Below are 20979 nucleotides of genomic sequence, written 5' to 3'. Positions count from 1 at the left end.
ATTAGTCGTTCAAAATAGGGATAGTAATGCGAGCTTTTCTCATCGGAGTTAATTAATATATAGAAAGTGACTGTAGATGTGCTCGCTCATAAATAAAGAAGCGCTATAAAATTAAGCCAGCACTTCTTTCTTATTTTATCTAATACCCCTGAATTCCACCTAAATATTATTGTCCATGTAGGTATCTTTTTTGGTTACGCATATTCTGTATTTAATAAAGTTCCGGACGTCTATCCTCGAAAACGGGGATGCGGCCGCGAACTTTTTTTATTTCACTGAGGTCAATCGTTGTGTAGAAATTGCCTTCGGACCCATCTGCTTGAAGCAAAATTTCACCACGCGGGCTTACAACGAGCGAGCGCCCGCCAAATTCATTTTTCGGATCCTTTCCGACGCGGTTTACTGCTACTACAAATGCTTGATTTTCAATGGCACGCGCCACAGCTAGCTTTTCCCAGTCATGGATGCGTTTGCTTGGCCACTCAGCCGCAATGAAGAGAACTTCGGCGCCGCGCGCGGTATGTGCGCGGAACCATTCCGGGAAGCGCAAGTCGTAGCAAATGAAACCAGCTGCTTTTTTGTCGTCTAGCAAAAACAAATTCGTGTCGTTTCCTGCCTCAAGAAAAAGATGTTCGTCCATTAGCTGGAACAAATGCGCTTTTTTGTAGCTCGAAAGAAAATCACCGTGCGCATCGAACGCGTACATCACGTTTGCGAATTTGCCGTCGTCTTTTACGGAAACAGAACCGCCGATGATGTTTAGCGAATACTCGGCCGCAATTTCAGACAAAAACCGCTTCGTGCGCTCGCCGTGACTGTCAGCAAGACTGCCAAGCTCGGTTAAGGCGTACCCAGTATTCCACATTTCAGGTAAGACGGCAACGGTTGCTCCCTTATCGGCTGCCTCAGCAAGCGCTCGCCGAACCCGTTTGAAGTTCGTCTCAGGCTCCCCGAACGCAATATCAATTTGGCAAAGTGCAATTTTCCACATGTAATAAATTCCCCCAGTTTGTAAGCTAATCTTTTTTTAAGCGTCGTGCTAACACATTGCCAAGTGATTGCAGGAGTTGCACCATAATAATCAAAATCACAATCGTTGCGTACATCACGGTTGGTTCGAAACGCTGGAACCCGTATTGATAGGCAATCGTTCCAAGTCCGCCAGCTCCAACAAGTCCTGCCATCGCGGTCGCGCCAATTAAACCGATCGTCGCAATCGTTAAACCAAGGATAATTCCTGATCGAGCTTCACGAATGATGACGTTCCAAATGATTTTTGTGGTTGAAATCCCCATCGCCTGGTAAGCTTCGATGACGCCGCGATCCACTTCAAGCAAAGCGGACTCCATTAATCGCGCGATATAAGGCGCCGTGAAAAATACCAGTGGCAAAATAACACCCTTAACGCCAATTGTAGTGCCAACGACGAGTTTTGTAAATGGCAGAATCAAAAAAAGCAGAATAATAAACGGCAGGGAACGCAAGATGTTAATGACCCAATTGAGTAGCGTATAAACGACTTTGTTTTCCGCTTGTCCGCCTGAGCGCGTCAGGATGAGCAGAATGGCAAGTGGAAGTCCAATCACAATCGCTATCACAAGCGTAATCGCAGTCATTTCAAGCGTTTCAAGAAAGCCAGTCCAAAGGGTCTCGCCCCATTCAGAAAAAAAGTTGCTCATTAGGATGCCACCTCCCGGACAGTAATGCCTTTTTCAATTAAAAATTGAATGGCGCTATTATATGCTTCTTCTTCTCCTTTTAAATGAACAAGCAGTTTTCCAAGGGTATCGTTTTTTAAGTTTTCGATGCCGCCTGCAAGAATGCTTGGTAATACATCAAAATGACGAGATACAAGAGCAAGAGCAGGTTCATCTGTACTTTGCCCGACAAAATATAGAGAAACTAACTTGCCCGTTTGTTTATAATGTTCAAGCAACTCGGGTGGAATCTCGAAGCTTGCTTCTGAGCCGACAAATCGTTTCGTTGTTTCTTCTCTAGGATTTGTGAAAATGTCGAGTACGGAACCTGCTTCAACAATTTTTCCTTGCTCCATCACCGCAACTCGGTCACAAATCCGCTCGATTACTTCAAGTTCATGAGTGATTAGAAAAATGGTGATTCCTAGCGTTTGGTTAATCTCGAGTAACAGTTTTAAAATCGAGTCTGTCGTTTCAGGATCGAGTGCGCTGGTTGCTTCATCGCTTAAAAGAATCTCAGGTTCGTGTGCGAGCGCTCGAGCGATCGCGACACGCTGTTTTTGTCCACCGGAAAGCTGAGCAGGATAATGTTCCTTTTTGTCCGTTAACCCAACGATACTTAAGTATTTTTCGACACGTTCCTGAATCAATTGCTTTTCTAAACCTTCAAGTTTGAGCGGCAAGGCGACATTTTCATGAACTGTCGCCGTTTTTAAAAGATTGTAGCCTTGAAAAATCATCCCAATCTTGCGTCTTGCTTCTCGAAGTTCTTTGGCATTTAAACTTGCCAAGTCTTGCCCAGCAATTTTTACGGTTCCCGATGTCGGTTTCTCAAGGAAGTTGATACAGCGGACAAGCGTACTTTTTCCCGCACCGCTGTACCCAACAACGCCATAAATTTCTCCTTTTTCGACGCGGAGAGAAACCTCTTTAACCGCTTCGACCGTCGTTTCTCCGAGCTTGAAATTCTTCGATACATTCGTTAGTTCAATCATTCAAACCCCTCCTAAAACGCTGGTACAACAGAACCGCTGAATTCTTTTTCAATAAATTGCTTCATGTCCTCAGATTGGTAGATCTTTTTCAGTTTCTTCACGATTTCATCTTCTTTATTGCTTGATCTAACAACGAAAACATTCGGATAAGGATTGTTTTTCGTTGGTTCATGGTAAATCGAGTCGTCGTTGATTGTGAGGCCTGCGCCCATCGCGAAGTTCGTGTTGATCGCTGCCGCTTTTACTTCTTTTAACTGGGCAGGAATCTGCGAAGCTTCGAGTTCAACAATTTCAAGATCAAGCGGATTTTCTGCTAAATCATTTTTCGTTGCTTTTTCTTCCACACCTTTTTTGAGCTTCAAGACACCAGCATCTTCAAATAACTTGAGCGCCCGATATTCGTTTGAAGGATCATTCGGAACAGCAATTTTATCGCCTTTTTTGAGTTCTTTTACCGATTTTAGCCCCTCGGAATAAATCCCCATCGGAAATGCAACCGTTTTAAAGGCAATGGAGAGTTTGTAGCCTTTGTCTTTTTTCTGCGTTTCTAAAAACGGAATGGTTTGATAATTATTGGCATCTAAGTCGCCATCATTTAGTGCTGTGTTCGGCGTATTGTAATCATCAAACGTTTTAATTGTGATATGTAAATTATCTTTTTTGGCTAACTTTTTAGCTTCTTCAGCAATTTGCTGATGCGGCCCGCCTGTCACGCCAATTGTAATTTCATCTGTTGCTAGCGCCTCGTCTTTTTTGTCACCTCCACAAGCTGCGAGTGAGAATAAGGCAACTCCTGTTAAAATTCCTGCTAAACTTCTTTTTTTCCACTTTTTCATTGTCATTTTCCTCCTAAATGGGTATTTTAGGCCATAAAAAAGACTTCTCTAAAAGATTAGAGAAGTGAATACAAAAGTGGATTCGCTTCTCTTATCTCTCAAACTAACGTCATGTCAGTTTGCTGGAATTAGCACCTTCACTTTAAAAAAGTTAGGTTGCCGGGCGTCGCAGGGCCAGTCCCTCAGCCGCTCTTGATAAGAGAATTCAGTTTTAATGAAACCTGTTGCTGAACAATATACCAAGATTAAAATACTTTGTCAATGGTTTTTAAAATTTTTTATAACCAGACTAGACAAAATTAGTAGAAAACTTTATCATGTTTATCAAACTGAAAGTGGGGATGAACATGAAACAAGCAAAACGACTTCAAAATTTACCAGAACAATTTTTTTCCAAACTCGTACAAGATGTGAATCAAAAAATTCGGGAGGGTGTTGATGTTATCAATTTGGGGCAAGGGAATCCTGATCAACCTACGCCAGACCACATTGTAAAGGCACTTGCTCGTGCTGCGGAAGACCCGCAAAATCACAAGTATTCGCTGTTTCGCGGTAAGCCAGAATTCAAGCGAGCGGCTGCGAATTTTTACCAAAGAGAATATGGGGTGAGGCTTGATCCAGAAATGGAAATTGCGATTTTATTTGGCTCGAAGGCGGGTCTTGTTGAACTGCCGCTTTGCTTTTTGGATGAAGGCGATTTGATGCTTCTGCCAGATCCGGGCTACCCAGATTATTTATCGGGCATTTCGCTTGCAGATGCACGGTTTGAGACGATGCCGCTTCGCGAAGCAAACCAGTTTTTACCGGATTATCATGAAATTACGGCGGAAACGCGGGAACAAGCGAAGTTAATGTTTTTAAATTATCCCAACAACCCAACAGGGAGCACGGCAACGAAGGAATTTTTTGCGGAAACGATTCAGTTTGCAAGGGAAAATGAAATCGGTATCGTGCACGATTTTGCATATGGAGCGATTGGATTCGAAGAGGAGAAGCCGATCAGTTTTCTAGCGAATGAAGGAGCAAAAGACGTCGGAATTGAACTTTATACACTTTCGAAAACGTATAATATGGCCGGATGGCGCGTCGGTTTTGCGGCGGGAAACCGAGAAATGATTGAAGCAATTAATTTGCTTCAAGACCGCCTTTACGTGAGTTTGTTCCCAGCCATTCAAGAGGCAGCTTGCGCGGCACTTTTAGATTCCCAAGAAGCGGTGCAAGACCAAAATGAGCGCTACCGGAAACGCCGAGATGCCTTTCTCAGTGCAGCTGCGAAAATTGGATGGCAAGGCTCAGCGCCAGCGGGTTCCTTTTTCGCTTGGATGAAAGTTCCAGCAGGTTATACGAGCAGCAGTTTTGCTCAATACTTGCTTGATGCGGCTGGGGTTGCAGTGGCGGATGGAAGTGGCTTCGGGACATTTGGCGAAGGTTATGTGCGAATCGGTTTACTTGTAAGTGAAGCTCGGCTTGAAGAAGCGGTGGATCGAATTGGGCAACTAGCAGTTTTTCAAAAAGCAGAAGAAAATTTCATAAAAAGTTATTGACGCGATTTCGGAAATGTGGTTTAATTAGTAGGTGCCTGTTTTAAGGTGCTGAAAGGTTCCGTGGTGTAGGGGTTAACATGCCTGCCTGTCACGCAGGAGATCGCGGGTTCAAATCCCGTCGGAACCGTAAAAAAGAGGACGTCAATCCACTGGATTGACGTCCTCTTTTTGTAGCATTTCATTTCATTTGCACTGTAATAATTCAGAAAATTTGTGGCTTGTGTTATAATGATTACAGGTGATTCTAAAAAAGTTTTAGAGCCTTGACTGAAATGAAGATAAGTTGAGGAACACTGTTTGATAAGACACACTATATGAAATCCATTTTGGGAGGACTGTGTAACATGTCAGAGAAAAAAGTATTAGTTGTAGATGATGAGAAACCAATTGCAGATATTGTTAAATTTAATTTAAATAAAGAAGGATTCGATGTTTACTGTGCTTACGATGGTGATGAAGCGCTCGAGCTTGTCGAAGAGGTACAGCCGGATTTGATTTTATTAGATATTATGTTACCTGGTAGAGATGGTATTGAAGTTTGCCGTGAGGTGCGTAAAAAGTATGATATGCCAATCATCATGGTAACAGCAAAGGATTCCGAGATTGACAAGGTGCTCGGACTTGAACTAGGTGCTGATGATTATGTGACGAAACCATTTAGTAATCGGGAACTGATTGCACGAGTCAAAGCGAACTTACGTCGCCATAGCCAGACTAGTTCACAAGCGGCAGAGGAAAATGAAAATAGCGAGCTTGAAATTGGCTCACTTGTGATCCATCCGGATGCATATGTGGCATCGAAACGTGGTGAAACAATTGAGTTGACGCATCGTGAATTCGAATTGTTACATTATTTGGCAAAACATATGGGGCAAGTTATGACGCGTGAACATTTACTACAAACTGTATGGGGTTATGATTATTTTGGAGACGTGCGGACAGTTGATGTCACTGTGCGGCGTTTGCGTGAGAAAATTGAGGATAACCCGAGCCACCCAGCTTGGCTTGTGACAAGACGTGGCGTAGGCTACTATTTGCGCAATCCAGAACAGGAATAATGGACGCTTCAAATGTAGGAAATCGAAGGGAGGACTGATTAAAGCAGTCTTCCTTTTTGTGCGTTTTAGAGACGTGTGGAACAGGCTTTCTTGCCCGTTTTTTTGCTGGTTTCTTTCGTTTGAAAAAGTATGCTATACTTAGTTAGAAAAATAATGATTTAGCGGGTTTTAGGTGCTTGAAAATACATGTGAAATTTTGATTTCATCCCGAACAGGAGTAGAAGCTTTTATGCAAAAAATAAAAAAGTTTTTCCAGTCGGTTCAGTTCCGTCTGGTGATGATTTATCTCTTGCTTATCCTTGTAGCCATGCAGGTTATCGGTGCATACTTCGTTCGCGAACTTGAAGGGCAGCTCGAAAAAAACTTCCAAGATTCGATCAAAAGCAGTACAAAACTGCTAGATTATAATGTTCGCGAAGAGATTTTGAAGAATAGCGATAATAGTGCACAACTGCAAACGGATATTCGTGAATTGCTGGTAGATTTTGCGCGAAATAATGGTAGTTTAGACGAAGTTCGAATCGTTGATGACAAGGGGAAAATTCTTGGAACTTCGGACATGGATAATCAAGGGATCGTTGGTCAAAAATCAACGACGCCACTGATTAAGCGATCTCTTTCGCTCAGTTCTGCGGAAGATAAAATTTATATGGATGAGTCAGACGGAAATAAACGCGTTTGGGTCAATGTCTTGCCGATTAAAAATAAAGACAATGTGATCGGGGTTATTTACCTTGTCGCAGATATTGAGTCTGTTTATACGCAAGTCAACTCGATTACAAGCATTTTTGTAACTGGGACGTTGATTGCGATGGCAATTACGGCGGTGCTTGGCATTTTACTATCGCGAACGATCACTAAGCCATTAATTGATATGAAACGTCAAGCTTATGCGATGGCGCGTGGGAACTATAGTCGTAAAGTAAAGGTTTATGGGCTAGATGAAATTGGTCAGCTTGCGGAAAGCTTTAACTCGCTTACGAGAAAAGTTCAGGAAGCACAAGCGATGACAGAAGGGGAGCGAAGAAAACTATCTTCTGTGCTTTCTTATATGACGGATGGTGTTATTGCGACGGATCGTCGCGGGAAAGTTATTCTGATCAATTCGCCGGCAGAAAAAATGTTACGTATGCCTCACGAAAGTGCCAATGGTGAAGCGATCATTGATGTTCTCGATATTGGAGATAGCTATCAATTTGAAGATTTGATGGGACAAGAAGCGACGATCACACTGGACCGGAGCACGGTTGAGGAGCGGTATATTTTACGTGTGAATTTTTCTGTCATTCAGCGGGAAACGGGCTTTGTGAACGGAGTTATTGCGGTTTTACACGATATTACCGAGCAAGAAAAAGTCGATCAGGAACGCCGTGATTTTGTATCGAATGTCTCGCACGAGTTAAGAACGCCGCTTACGAGCATGCACAGTTACTTAGAAGCTTTAAGTGATGGTGCTTGGCAAGATCCTGAACTTGCACCGAAATTTTTGGAAGTGACACAAAATGAGACGGAGCGAATGATTCGGCTCGTTAATGATTTATTGAAACTTTCAAGAATGGACGGTGAGCGGGAACATATGGATAAAAGCTTCGTAAACTTCACAGATTTCTTCAACCATATTATTGACCGTTTTGAAATGATGAAAAAAGACTCGATTAGATTTAAACGATTTATTTCGAAAGAACCTGTTATTATTGAACTTGATGAAGATAAAATTATGCAAGTGCTCGATAATATTATTTCAAATGCCAACAAGTATTCACCAGATGGTGGACAAATTTCCTTTTTCTTGAAAAAATTTACTGATCATATTGAAGTCGCGATTAGTGATGAAGGACTTGGAATTCCAAAAGAAGACTTGGATAAAGTATTTGACCGCTTTTTCCGTGTAGATAAAGCGCGCTCAAGAGAAATGGGAGGAACAGGGCTTGGTCTTGCGATTGCACGAGAAGTGATTCGGGCACATGGTGGCGAAATTTGGGCAGAAAGCAATCGCGGCAAAGGGACCACTGTGAAATTTACCCTGCCATATAGCGAGCTTCCGGAGGATGATTGGGAATGAGAAAATTTTCTTATGTAAGAGGCTTGCTTTTAACGATTTTAGTTGTTTTAAGTGTCGTCTTAAGCTATTTAATTTGGAAAGCACAGCCTAATTATGAGTCGATTGATGTGAAGGAAGTAAAAAACACGGCTATTGATAAGCAAAAAACAGCTTCTCAGGTCTTTAAACCGATTCTTGCTCAAATTAACCAAGGCGGTTTGCATTATCAAACGAATACGGCGGAATTTGTAAATCACTTGGCCACTCAAGGTCGAGCATTTACATTTTCTGAAATTGTTTCTTCTGGTAAAAAAAGCAGTCAGGAATATGACCGGTTAATCCATCAAAATGGGACAGTTGAACTGGTTTATCCAAATAACATTCCTTTTTCGATTTTCTCGCAGATTTATGATCTTACTGGAAAGGATTTAGAAACTGCTTCGTTTAATCGTATTGTTTTTGATACGAATACAACAGAAGCTGGACTTTATACGGTGTACTTTACAAATGACCGTGAAGATACGATTTATCAAAGTTCACTCCCTCAGAAAGATATTACGATCGTGCGAAATTTGGTGGACGGTGCTAATGAACAAGATGATCTCGCCAAAGTGGAAGAAGTTAGCACAAGTAATCATGCCTTGTTTCTTTCAAAAAAAGCAACAACGCTAAAGAGCAAGAAGTATATCATTGATACGATGGATATTAGTTTGTTTACAAAAGCGTTATTCCCAGATGCGAGCTCTGTTAAGAATGAGGATAACTCGTATACAGATGGTTCTAGCAAGATTGTGCTAGATACAAATAACAAGGTGCTTGAATACATTAATCCAGCGCAAGAAAATGCAAATCCGGCTACGCAAAGTGAAGCGCGGCGGGCAAACATGATTCAAGATAGTTTTAATTTTGTAAATGAGCATTCGGGCTGGACAGATGAATATTATTTTACTGGTTATAACTTGGCAAACGGCAGTACGAAATTCAGCATGTTTGTTGATAATCTTCAAGTGCTAAGTGATAACGGGATGTCAGAGATAGCAGTAACGGAAGGCCAAGAAGCGGTGTATAAATATAGTCGTCCGTTGTTCAAGCTTGACTATATGATTCCGCGTGAAAGTACAAATGTGTCACTCCCATCTTCTTATGATGTTTTTAAAAAATTGCGGGATGAGAATATCGATATGGATGGATTACAAATGATAACGCTTGGCTACAAAATAAACTGGTCTGAGGATAAGGGCTTGAAGCGAATTGTCGAGCTGAAACCAACATGGATTTATAAATATCACGGGAAATGGCTTGAGGCTGACATGAAGGAGAGTGACTAAAAATGGATTGGAGAAAAACAGAAATCATTTTTATCGTTGCTTTCCTGTTGCTTGATATTTTTCTTGGCGTGATGTTTTTGAATAAGCAAGCAACAAATGATCCAGATAAACTCGGAAACGATACGCTACAAGATCACTTGAAAACAGATAATATTAGCTATCCAGAGCTTTCTTCAAAGGAAGTTTATGGTGAGGTTTTCACAGCTGATAAAGTGACAATCAATGAAAAAGACGTTTCAGATTTAAAAAATCAAACAATTACGCTTGCGAATAATTCTACAGAAATTATTTCGACGCTACAAAATCCTGTAAAAACGGATGGTAAAAAGGAAAGTGAAGAGTTTAAGAAGTTTCTGAAGGAAGATGTTTATAAAGGCAGTTCCTATCAGTTCTGGAAATACGATGAAGAGAAGCAAGAATTGATTTATAACCAAGTGATCAAAAGTGACATGGTATTGTTCGATACAGCCGGACAACTCGTTTTCAAGTTAAATAATGATAATGAAGTCGTCGCTTACCGACAAACCGTTCTTGGGAAACAAGATGATTTGCAAGAAAAGAAAAATTTGCTTTCGTCAATGGATGCACTGGAAGCTGTTTACCAGCATGGTGATTTAAAAACAGATAGCGAAATCACGCAAGTCGTATTTGGCTATTACACGACTGTTCAACTTTCAAGTGGGGACGTATACTTCCCTGTTTGGTGTTTTGAAGTAGAGCACAAGGGCGTGACGAGTTATTTTCTTGTCAACGCGAAAGACGAGCAGGTCATTAATCTAGATGAAACTAGACAACAACAGTAAAAATAGAACAAGACTTTTCGAAAAACCGCTTTTCTAGGCTTAGAAGGCGGTTTTTCTTAGAAGTACAATTAATTTTGGTTTTCTTTTTGCTTTATTAAGGTTAAAATAGGAAACAGATAGGAAATGTGCTCGGGGGGTAAAAGAAACATGATGAAAAGCCAAATTTTAACAGAAAAAGAAACCGAGCAAATTCGGTTTAGTATACTTGCGAGCGGCAGTACAGGGAATGCAACTCTGGTTGAAACTGCAGATCAGAAGATTCTGATTGACTGTGGTTTAAGCGGGAAAAAAATGGAAGGCTTGTTTAGTCAGATTGGGCGATCGATTGAGGATCTGGATGCGATTTTGATTACGCATGAACATTCGGATCATATTAAAGGTCTTGGCGTTTTGGCGCGGAAATATAAATTGCCGATTTATGCGAATCAGAAAACTTGGAATGCGATGAACGGTATGATTGGCGAAGTGGCATTAGAGCAAAAATTTGAATTTGGAATGGAAACAGTCAAAGATTTTGGCAGCTTACAAGTGGAATCATTCGGCGTTTCTCATGATGCTGTCGAGCCGATGTTTTACATATTCCATAATGGGAATAAGAAGTTTGTCATGATTACGGATACGGGTTATGTGAGTGACCGAATGAAAGGTCACATTGCGAATGCTGATGCGTACTTATTTGAAAGTAATCACGATGTGGAAATGCTCCGGATGGGGCGCTATCCTTGGAACGTCAAGCGCCGAATTCTCGGAGACGAAGGTCACGTTTCGAATGAAGATGCTGGGATTGCAATGAGTGAAGTGATTGGTGACCGGACGAAACGAATTTATTTGGGCCATTTAAGTAAAGATAATAACATGAAAGACCTTGCGCGGATGAGTGTTTCCCAAACGCTGAAGCAAGAAGGTATTATTGTTGGCGAATCTCTGGATTTATTTGATACAGATCCGGAACAACCAACAGATCTTTTCACAATTTAAAAAAGTGGCGACTTCTGGTCGCCTCTTTTTTAAATAAAAGGATTTTCATGTTATTTTTTAAAATTAATTTCATGAATTTTTCATATTTGTCATGTAGGATAGAATTATCAAGAGTTGAATCTGTGCAGGAAGGAATGAATTGCTTTGGAAGAAGAGAAAAGAGAATTTGAAAATACGAACCACCCGCAAGAACCTGTAAATGGAAATTCGCCGAAAGAGGAAGCGACACCTAACCAGGAAAGTCGGTCTGAATTTGTCTTTCCTGAAGCGGAGCGCTCCGCGGAGGCTGAACAAAATCGTCAAGCGGCACCTGAAACAGCGAGCGCCTCTTATCAAAATGCTGAGCGAAGCAGCGCAAACGAGGCTCATTCAAGCGGTGAAAGTGGAACTCCTCCTATTCCCCCAATCCCACCGACACGTTCGGGCGGAGGAAGCGGCGACGGTAACGAGCCACCTAAAAAGCCACGCGGTAAAGTACTTTTAGGCTATTTTTTAACTGGGCTTTTAGGTGTTATTGTTGGCGCGGTCATTATTTTCTTCGCGGTATCGGGCTTGAATCATGATGACTCCAACTCTTCGTCGGGTTCATTGGGAAATACGAGCTCAACGAAAAGTAACACGGTTGAAAAAGTTTCTTATAAAAATTCAACGGACATTACAAAAGCTGTTAGCAAGGTTCAAGATGCGGTGGTTAGTGTCTTGAATTATCAAGCTTCGTCTAACTCGCTTGAAAGTGGTCTTGGCGGCTTTGGAAGCGGCGGTAGCAATGGAAAGTCAAATGGTTCGGATTCCTCTTCTGAGAAAGAGGCTTCGTCTGGTTCCGGTGTGATTTACAAGAAAGCTAATGGTAAAGCATATGTCGTGACAAACAATCACGTGGTTGACGGCGCGGACAAACTGGAAGTAACTTTTTCAAATGGTAAAAAATCAACGGCTAAATTGATTGGAACAGATGAATGGAATGACCTTGCTGTTCTTGAAATTTCGGATAAAAATGTGACAAGTGTTGCGAAGTTTGGCGATTCTGATGCCTTAACGGTTGGCGAAACAGTCATTGCGATTGGTAGCCCGCTTGGAACAGAGTTTTCTGGTTCTGTTACGCAAGGAATCGTTTCGGGATTAAACCGAGCAGTGCCTGTTGATATCAATGGTGATGGACAAGAAGATTGGGAAGCTGAAGTTATTCAAACCGATGCAGCAATTAACCCAGGAAACAGTGGGGGAGCGCTCATCAATCTCGAAGGACAAGTCATTGGCATTAACTCGATGAAGATTTCAACGGAAAATGTGGAAGGGATTGGTTTTGCACTTCCAAGTAATTCTGTGGAACCGATCATTACGCAACTGGAAGAAAAAGGAGAAGTACAGAGACCAGCACTTGGCGTTACGCTTCGTGATGTGGATACGATTCCGGAACAACAACAATCCAGTGTGCTTAAATTGCCAAGCAACATCAATTACGGGGCAATGGTACAACAAGTCACTTCTAATTCTGCTGCATCGAAAGCAGGACTTAAACAATATGATGTAATTGTGGATATTAACGGTCAAAAGATTACGAATACGGTTGAATTGCGGAAAGTCCTTTACAATTCGAATCTGAAAATCGGCGATACGGTGAAAATCAAGTATTACCGGGATGGAAAAGCGAAATCGACTTCGTTAACGCTTGAAGAAGCGAAAACTGTTCAACAATAAAAATGGGAAAGCAGCCCCTCGAAAAGAGAGGCTGCTTTTTTGTGTGGAAAAAGGGAATCGACTTGTGGATAAATTGTGGATAGTGAAAATGGATGGGCGCTTATCTTGCTGGGAACACATATTCGGGCACAAAATATAGATCGTGGTTGTGGATATGTGGATGGAATTTGTGGATAAGATGTGCGTAAGCTGTGAGAAAGTGAAAATACTGAAAAATATAGTGAATAATACGAGGGATCATGGACTTTTAAGGCAGAATCACAGGATTTAATAGGTCCTTCATCCCTATTGTGAATGGTCTAGTTGAAAAGTAGCTTTTATCCACAATTTTATTAGGATTGGACTTTGAGAAAAAAATAAAAGTAAGTCAAAAATGGCTTTATGAAGGGATTTAAAGAAGCTGTGGAAGTGCTGGATTTACTTGTGGATAAGTTGTGGATAAAGAATTTGGATGGAAATAGATATGGGGGAGAACAAATTTTCTTGCACTAAATATGGATGGGGTTGTGGATATGTGTATAATTTTTGTGGATAACTACTGTGGGTAAGTAGCAAATGGATGTGGAAAACGAAAGTGTACTCATTTATTTGGCAATTTAGGTATTTTTACCCTGAAAAGCTATTTTTGATACGAATTTATGGGTTATGGTATCCATTTTTATGGCAAATTAGTGTATGATAAGGGAAACAGGAATTTTGGGAGTGTAAAGATGCGAATTCAAATCATTTGTGTAGGAAAATTAAAGGAAAAGTATTTAGTCCAAGGGACCGCAGAATACCTAAAGCGCCTTGGCTCGTACGCGAAGGTTATCGTGGAAGAAGTTCCTGATGAAAAGGCTCCTGAGGTTTTGAGCGAGGCGGAGATGGTGCAGGTGAAGGAGCGCGAGGGCGAGCGGATTCTCGGGAAAATTTCGGCGGACACGCACGTGGTGGCGCTTGCGATTGACGGAAAAGAAAAGTCGAGCGAGCAATTTGCGGCAGGAATCGACGGGCTGATGACTTACGGAAAAAGCAAAATCGCTTTCGTGATCGGAGGCTCTCTTGGCCTAAGCGATGCAGTTTTAGCGCGCGCAGACGAAAAAATCTCGTTCGGACGGATGACGCTGCCCCATCAGTTGATGCGCCTCGTGCTGCTCGAGCAAGTGTACCGCGCGTTTCGGATTATGCGCGGGGAGCCTTATCATAAGTGAATGAAGGTATAAAAAAGTTGAAAATTAATCTAGTTTGCAATTGGTTCATTTGACTAGTGTACTATAGGATATAAAAGTCGTGCACGGTGAATGGATCTCCTTAATAAGCTCATTCTAGATAAGTAATATTTAAACTGCTTTTAATAAAATTAACCTATTATTAAATTATAGGTGAGTTTTTTATGACATGCTATCTTTGAGTAACTTTGCAAAATACTTATAATCATGAGGACCTTGAAAATGATTATATATCCGCTCTCTTAGAAAAACTGCTTGTGGATTATATTATAAGCATTACTAACTCCATAAGGGACAGTCTTAAGAGAATTAAGTATGTTTACATGGACAAAAATTGATGTCATTTTTAATATAATAAAATAGTGTTATCTTTTTTTCTTATGAATATCTTCTTCTCTAATTTGCCTTATATGCTAAGCGACAAGCTTCCGCCGTATAATCACAGGCTTGAGCAATAAATTGAACTGTGGAAAATTAGGTGTGTGGGCGTCGTATCATTACTTGGATAAGAGTATTAATCAAAAAATATTTTCTCTTTTCCTTTTATCAGTAGATTGAGTAAAATGTGAGGAAGTCTAAGTTTTTTATAGAAACTTTGTTAGACTTACAAAAGCTATTCATTAATTGATTTCCCACCTTGATATCCGGTAGTGAACGAAGGAAATAAAAGCAAAGACCTGGGTATTTATCAGATTTAACTGACTATTTTCAGGTCTATATTTTTGCATATTTTCCACATATAATTAAAATTATTTTATACTAGCGTAATCCATCTGAAAACTATAGCAAAAAGTTGATAAATGCGATTAGAATTTGTCTAATATCAGCAACTGCTAGACCAACCTAAGCGATAAAGCCTTGTAGAAACCCCATTTTTTCATCCCCTCAAAAAGTGTATAAAATTTGTTTTATTCCGCGTTTAGATCAGCAAGATATGTTAAAATATTTTGTATCATTTGTAACCGAAGTATCAACGCTCACCTCCCTACAAATCCCAGTTTGCAGTGTAGCTGGAAAGGATACTGCAGAATAAAATTGAACAATTTGCTATTTAGCTTCTCGTTCATAAAATTTTTTCTACAAAAAGAAACTAAAGTCCAGAATTAATAGGCTTTGATTTCTTTTTTGGACTAGAAAGAGAGCACGTTCTACAGGATTACTAGTGATTGGATAATAATAGCGGGAAAATTTTGAAAACAATTACACAGGCTCAGATTTGGAACAATGGTACTCCTCAAACTATGGTAGGCGTTAAGAATGGTACGTTAGATGGGCCTATTATTAACTAAAAGCAGGAGATCTTGTCAAGCTTGATTGTAAAGATGCCATTGGACAAAGGGATCCGTAGAAACAAACTGTAATTACTTAAAATGAATAAGTTATAAAAATGATGAAAATATTTCATTGATGCCGTCTCTTCTAATATTAGATGATAAGTCTAATGTTAGGAAAGGCAGCTTTTTTATTGGATATGATGTAAATACTATACAAAGAGTTAAAAAGAGAGATTCACATAAAGTTGTGACAATAGGAAGGGATATCAAACGAGTTTCGTACAACTTCAAAATTTTCCTTGGAAAAGATAGGCTTTGCGTCAATTGTTTTTATAATAGTGCTTTAAATAGAAGTGACAGAAAAGAGTTTATAATCTTTTAGTTGTAAAGAAATCCTAGAATCTCTTTTGATATTGTGCAGCTCCCCAATCTCCAGATTGCTTGTTACAACCATCAGAAAACTAATATTTTTTACAGTTTTTATCCAAGACTAATCACCCTATGTTTTTCTCTTCTCGTTTTATATGTAATACTGGGGACACTGCTGTAGCTACATTATAACTTTTGTAAGTTGAAAATCCATTTTATCCAAGATAACACTGATTGTGATCGTCGATATACTAGATTTGGACTACATACATTATAATTTTGAGCTAGTTCCTTAATAAATTCAATATCTGGAAATTCTCCATGTTGGAGAACAAATTCAAATGAATCTCTAAATATTTTATGAGAAAGTATTAGTTCTACCAACTTTAATTGCCTATCTTTATAATTAAGTTTATATATTTTTTTACCTAGATCTGTCAATCTATAATAACGAAGCTCATCTTCTTTATATTTTTCAAACAACCCTAAGTATCGTCCAGCATTAAAATAATAATCTCTTTGTCTACTTGTAAACTGCATTAAATTTTCTATTTCATCGGCAGTCATATTATTCATATACATATTTTCAAGAAGAGAAACTATTCTATCAAAATTGTCAGCTTGTATAAAAGGCACATCGGAAATATTTTGATTATCATCAATAATATTAGTTACGCTATCAAATGCTCTCTTTAGCTCATCAATGCTAATATCTGTATTTTCTAATGAATAGTTTCTAGTCTTAATTAATTTAATAGATGAATAATTATCAGTTTGAACAAAGACATATTCCATAAGTCTAAATATTTTATTTGAATACACCGAGAAAATTAATTTGACAGGCTTTTTAACTTTATTTTCCCATAGTCTGAACGGATAATATAATTGTCGAATATGAAAATCTTCATGAATAACATTTTTGGCTTCTAAAATAGTTACATAATGTTCTGATTCAAAGCCGCCATCAATTTCAACTTGAGCGTTATTCACATGAATCGTTTGCGTATCACCTTGGAATGTATCAACATGGAAGCTAAATTCTCCAGATTTCATTCTACCATTAAAAGTAGCATACAAATCTTCTCCTACTTCTAAACCTAAAAAATCTTCTAAAATGCCTGATATTTGTAATACATTTATTGCATTTGCCTCAGAACTAATGTTATCAATATCTACAGTTTCCAACTGAGGAAGAACGACCTTGGGCATAGTTTGGACATGTTCTTCTAAACTAGGTAAAGGTTCATATAATTGAAATTCTCCTAGAATGTAAGATTTTCTGCTGTTAGGTAAGATATTAATTTTATTCTTTTTAAAAATTTTAGGTAGCTGTTCACTACTATCCCATTTAGCCATCAATCTTGGTTCGCGAAATTCTTTAATTTCATTTGCTGTTATATGATAAATTCCATCATTTTTAATTTTTTCAAGTATGTCATATTTATCAAATAATTGTTGCCACGCACTATCAGTTAAGTTTTCTGTTTTCTTGTTTAAGTTTTTATCCCTATTCATAATTATATATTAAAACTTCATTAATCTCGCCACGCTTATTTGCTTTGCTATTAATATTTCTGTTTGCTCTTACAACTTTTATGGTGAAAATGGAAGTATCTGAATAGAGGTCTAATATCTCTGGTGAATAGGAATTCGAAAGCAAAAACTTAATTCCTTTACTGTGAAGTTTTAAACATTCATTTCTCAATTCTGTCTGCTTTTCAAGCCCAAAACCTAATTCAGTGTATCCGGTGAAAGATGAAGACGATGAAATTGGCATATAAGGTGGATCGAAATATACAAAAGCTCCCTTTCTTAAATTTTTAAGTGCTTCCTTATAATCTCCGCTTGTAATTTTGATATTGCAATTATTGAAATAATCAGAGACAGCACGAATTGCGACTTCATTAACGATATTTGGATCTTTATATTTTCCATACGGAGAATTAAATTGTCCAGCTCTGTTTACTCTAAATAAACCATTATAGCACGTTTTATTAAGATATAACATTCTTGCAGCTTTATCTATGTTTCCAATAGTTTTGTATGAATCTGTTCTATCTAGAGCTCTAACTTCATAAAAAAATTCTTCGGAATTTTTTTCTTTATAATGTTTTAGCATGTCAATCAGCTCTTCAGGTTTATTCTTTATTACATTATAAACATTGATCAACTCTTCGTTGTAGTCATTTACTATAGCTTTATTGGGTTGTAAATCAAATAAGACTGCTCCGCCTCCTACAAAAGGCTCAACATAAGTACTAATATTTTTAGGAATTAGATTACTAATTTCATCTAACAGTTGTCTTTTTCCGCCCACCCACTTTACAACAGGGGTTATAAGAGTATTTTTTTTCAATTTTAAGCACTCCTCCATGTTGGCTATTGTAACATGTTTTTGTGCTAGACATCAATTAACACAACCGTGTTGTAATGCTAGCTTTTTAATCTCCTTCAACCAAATCCCGGCGTTTATACCCGATATATCCGAGTACAAGTAGCACAATCCCGATTGCCATAACGGTTAGGAAAGTAGGTAAATCAAAGGATTCACCCGGAAGTTGCGGGAACCAAAATTGGACAGCGGTTTTTGAGAACCAGTTTGGAAGGTCGAGGATGCCGCCGAAGTAATTCAACATAAACGAATAGCCTAAATAAATGTAAACGAGTTTTCCAAGTTTAGGTAGCCAGCCTAGGAATAAGCCGGCGAGGCCAATGAAAAATAAAATGGCAGGGAAAAAGTTGAAGCCGGCGCCAAGGAAATCGCCGAAGTTCATTTTTGTACCGCTTCCCATCGAAGACAGTGCAGCCCCACCTAAGCTTCCTGCGCTAAGAAATAGAGCTAGTACACCTGCTAAAGTCGCTAAAATGGCGCTTGTCCAGTAAAGCTTTGCGCGTGTGACTTTTGTCGAAAAAATTTGGCTGAAACGTCCACGCGTTTCTTCTGCGAAAAGTCGGTTCATGATCGCAATCGGTAAAATCGCCGATAGGGAAACGAGAACGATCATGATCGTCCCTGTGAACGATTCCTCAAGCGAGATGTGCGAACTGCTAAACATCTGCTTCATTAATGCGTTTCCTTCTAAAAAGGATTGCATGTCGCCATAAATCGAGCCGTATGCCGCTCCCATCACGATAAACGCGATCAGCCAGCCAATCGTAATACCTTTGTTTAGTTTGGTGAGTAAGCCGCGAACGGATAGCAAGCTACGTCGCGCTTCTCCTCGTCCTTCGCGCTGCGGAATGTAGCCGTCTCCCATGTCGCGCCCGCTTTCCAAAACGAACGAAAGGAGAGTGACTACGACTACGAAAACTAAAAGGTAAAGGACCGGTAACCAGTTATTTTCTGTGAAAGGGTAGGTGAGATACGTCCAACCCATGGGATTAAATGCGGATAAATCCACATTAGCCGTGTCGGTCGCTGCACGCAAGATGTAAAGTAAACCTAAGAATCCAAGCGAGGCCCCTGTCGTGCCTGATGATGCGGGCATAATTTGTGCGAAAAAGAGCGCAATCGCGGCGCCAAGAAGTCCCGCGCCGGCTACAGAGAAGCCGAATAAGAAGGAGCCTTCTGCTGTAATCGTATCTGCGCCAAAGCTTGTCATGATGATGCCGATGACTGTGCCGAGAAGTAAGTTGATTAAAAAGGTTTCTTTCATAACGGCGAGCGAATTCGCTTGGCGCCCAACGCTAAATGAGCGGACGAGTTCTGTTAAGCCAAGGTCTTCTTCTTTACGTGTGTGGCTTACGACGTGCAAAATGGAGATGACTGCTGCAAACAAACCGCAGAAAAGTAGCATTTCATTGGCATACATTGCCCCTAAGGTATAATCCCCAGCTCTTGTGATAGGGGTTGGTCCGACCATCGAAATCATCGCCGGGTTTTGCATCGTTTCGTACATGCCGATTAGTCCCGTCCCTTTGCTGATTTCTTCAAAAGCGGGAACGTAAGCGCCAGAAAAGAGTCCAAGTCCTCCGACCCAAAAAATGATTTTCTTCCAATCTCGTTTTAAATATTGGATGAACAGAAGCATCCAACGTGAAAATTTCTCATTCATTCTAATTTCCCTCCTCCGTGTCGCCTAAGCTTCGTAATGCCGCATGAACAAGTCTTCAAGCGTTGGCGGAACGGATTCGAATTTCATTACGCCGAGTTTAGCCGCGGTTGCTAGGATTTCATTCATTGCGGCATGATCTGCTGAAAATGTCGCTTCATCGTCTTTTTGAACGAAATCATGAACGCCATCCAAGTTTTTAAATGTCGCTACGTCTTCTTTAGTTTGAACGGTAATCGTGGAGCGAGTTAAGTGGCGAAGTTCAGCCAGTGTTCCAGTTTCTACGACTTTTCCTTGGCGGATAATGGCAATTTTATCCGCGAGGCGTTCCACTTCACTTAAAATGTGTGAAGATAAAATGATCGCTTTTCCTGCCTGCTTGATTTTTTCGACTTCATCTTGGAAAATAGCTTCCATGAGTGGATCAAGTCCAGATGTTGGTTCGTCAAAAATATAAAGGTCAGAGTCAACGGAAAGCGCCGCGATTAAACCGACTTTTTGCCGATTTCCTTTTGAATAGTTTTTAGCTTTTTTCTTCGGGTCGAGTTCGAATTTTTGAATAAGAGCATCGCGCTTGGCTTTATTGCCGTTTCCATGCAGTTTCATGAATAAGTCAATGATTTCTCCGCCAGTTAAGCTGCCCCAAAGAGCGACGTCTCCCGGAACATAGGAGATACGTTTGTGGATTTCAAGGCTGTCTTTCCAAACGTCTTTGCCGAAAATCTCAGCTTGGCCTCCGTCGCTGTGAATAATGCCAAGTAAGGTGCGAATCGTAGTGGATTTTCCGGCGCCATTTGGACCGATAAAACCGAGGACTTCTCCTTGGTTTACGGTGAATGAAACATCGGATAATGCGTGGAATTTGCCGAATTTCTTTTGCAGATGTTCGACTTTTACAATTTCTGCCATGATTTTTTGATACTCCTTTTTTAAAGTTTGATGATAAAATAGAACGAGATGGCTTTCTTAGGTTTAAAATTACCCGTATTTTCTATTTTATAAACTGGAATTCTGATTTCAGGACAATAATATTCCATTTTGTATCACTTGTCAATCAAAATTTTTATAAATTTTAGGACTGTTTTCTGCTTGATAGTT

At 39.8% G+C, this 20979-nt stretch carries 16 protein-coding genes, 1 tRNA gene and 1 riboswitch; of the genes, 9 read left to right on the top strand and 8 right to left on the bottom strand.

Annotation, left to right across the window (positions count from 1 at the left end; genetic code table 11):
• Positions 1-211 precede the first annotated feature (211 nt).
• From UR08_RS08925 to UR08_RS08910, 4 genes are read right to left on the bottom strand one after another with little or no spacing between them, the layout of a single operon-like run.
• Positions 212-991 carry a carbon-nitrogen family hydrolase gene (locus UR08_RS08925; protein ID WP_115753307.1) on the bottom strand — a complete coding sequence of 260 codons (780 nt, stop codon included), beginning with the start codon at positions 989-991 and terminating at the stop codon, positions 212-214.
• Between the two features lie 25 nt (positions 992-1016).
• The gene (locus tag UR08_RS08920) at positions 1017-1679 is read right to left on the bottom strand and encodes a methionine ABC transporter permease (RefSeq protein ID WP_115753306.1); all 663 of its coding nucleotides are present in this window, start codon (positions 1677-1679) and stop codon (positions 1017-1019) included.
• Positions 1679-2692 carry a methionine ABC transporter ATP-binding protein gene (locus UR08_RS08915; RefSeq protein ID WP_115753305.1) on the bottom strand — a complete coding sequence of 338 codons (1014 nt, stop codon included), beginning with the start codon at positions 2690-2692 and terminating at the stop codon, positions 1679-1681. The genes UR08_RS08920 and UR08_RS08915 overlap by 1 nt, the downstream gene beginning before the upstream one ends.
• Before the next feature lie 11 nt (positions 2693-2703).
• Positions 2704-3528, bottom strand: a complete 825-nt coding sequence (locus tag UR08_RS08910; protein WP_115753304.1) for a MetQ/NlpA family ABC transporter substrate-binding protein — start codon at positions 3526-3528, stop codon at positions 2704-2706.
• An 88-nt stretch (positions 3529-3616) separates the two neighbouring features.
• Positions 3617-3730, bottom strand: a riboswitch (SAM riboswitch).
• Positions 3731-3875: 145 nt separating this feature from the next.
• On the opposite strand from UR08_RS08910, the gene UR08_RS08905 reads away from it, so the two are divergent.
• The 9 genes from UR08_RS08905 to rlmH all read left to right on the top strand — a co-directional run bounded on the left by UR08_RS08905 (position 3876) and on the right by rlmH (position 14168).
• Complete coding sequence (locus UR08_RS08905; RefSeq protein ID WP_115753303.1) at positions 3876-5072, top strand: pyridoxal phosphate-dependent aminotransferase; 1197 nt, start codon at positions 3876-3878, stop codon at positions 5070-5072.
• 54 nt (positions 5073-5126) lie between these two features.
• Positions 5127-5199: transfer RNA gene (locus UR08_RS08900), tRNA-Asp, on the top strand.
• Between the two features lie 217 nt (positions 5200-5416).
• Entirely contained in the window at positions 5417-6130 is a 714-nt protein-coding gene (yycF, locus tag UR08_RS08895; RefSeq protein ID WP_115753302.1) for a response regulator YycF, read from the top strand.
• 229 nt (positions 6131-6359) lie between these two features.
• On the top strand, positions 6360-8192 hold the full coding sequence (walK, locus tag UR08_RS08890; protein WP_115753301.1) for a cell wall metabolism sensor histidine kinase WalK: 1833 nt from the start codon (positions 6360-6362) through the stop codon (positions 8190-8192).
• Positions 8189-9499, top strand: coding sequence for a YycH family regulatory protein (locus UR08_RS08885; RefSeq protein ID WP_115753300.1), 1311 nt, complete (start codon positions 8189-8191; stop codon positions 9497-9499). The genes walK and UR08_RS08885 overlap by 4 nt, the downstream gene beginning before the upstream one ends.
• A 2-nt stretch (positions 9500-9501) precedes the next feature.
• Positions 9502-10302: a two-component system regulatory protein YycI gene (locus UR08_RS08880; protein WP_115753299.1), complete on the top strand. Its 801-nt coding sequence runs from the start codon at positions 9502-9504 to the stop codon at positions 10300-10302.
• A 147-nt stretch (positions 10303-10449) separates the two neighbouring features.
• The gene (locus UR08_RS08875) at positions 10450-11280 is read left to right on the top strand and encodes an MBL fold metallo-hydrolase (RefSeq protein WP_115753298.1); all 831 of its coding nucleotides are present in this window, start codon (positions 10450-10452) and stop codon (positions 11278-11280) included.
• Between the two features lie 138 nt (positions 11281-11418).
• Positions 11419-12978: a S1C family serine protease gene (locus UR08_RS08870; RefSeq protein WP_115753297.1), complete on the top strand. Its 1560-nt coding sequence runs from the start codon at positions 11419-11421 to the stop codon at positions 12976-12978.
• A gap of 710 nt (positions 12979-13688) precedes the next feature.
• On the top strand, positions 13689-14168 hold the full coding sequence (gene rlmH / locus UR08_RS08865) for a 23S rRNA (pseudouridine(1915)-N(3))-methyltransferase RlmH (protein ID WP_115753296.1): 480 nt from the start codon (positions 13689-13691) through the stop codon (positions 14166-14168).
• Positions 14169-16015: 1847 nt separating this feature from the next.
• Here rlmH and UR08_RS08860 read toward each other — a convergent pair.
• The 4 genes from UR08_RS08860 to UR08_RS08845 form a co-directional block, all read right to left on the bottom strand.
• On the bottom strand, positions 16016-17344 hold the full coding sequence (locus UR08_RS08860; protein ID WP_115753295.1) for a type II restriction enzyme: 1329 nt from the start codon (positions 17342-17344) through the stop codon (positions 16016-16018).
• Complete coding sequence (locus UR08_RS08855; RefSeq protein WP_476703317.1) at positions 17337-18185, bottom strand: DNA adenine methylase; 849 nt, start codon at positions 18183-18185, stop codon at positions 17337-17339. Before UR08_RS08855 ends, UR08_RS08860 begins: the two co-directional genes overlap by 8 nt.
• Positions 18186-18270: 85 nt before the next feature.
• Positions 18271-19884, bottom strand: a complete 1614-nt coding sequence (locus UR08_RS08850; RefSeq protein ID WP_115753293.1) for an ABC transporter permease — start codon at positions 19882-19884, stop codon at positions 18271-18273.
• A gap of 24 nt (positions 19885-19908) precedes the next feature.
• Positions 19909-20790 carry an ABC transporter ATP-binding protein gene (locus UR08_RS08845; RefSeq protein WP_115753292.1) on the bottom strand — a complete coding sequence of 294 codons (882 nt, stop codon included), beginning with the start codon at positions 20788-20790 and terminating at the stop codon, positions 19909-19911.
• Positions 20791-20979 lie beyond the last annotated feature (189 nt).

It is taken from the genome of Listeria kieliensis (assembly GCF_003369925.1).
In the GTDB taxonomy this organism is placed as follows: Bacteria; Bacillota; Bacilli; order Lactobacillales; family Listeriaceae; genus Listeria; species Listeria kieliensis_A.
The sequence above is the reverse complement of the archived record's forward strand: the minus strand, read 5'-3'. Positions and strand labels throughout refer to the sequence as shown.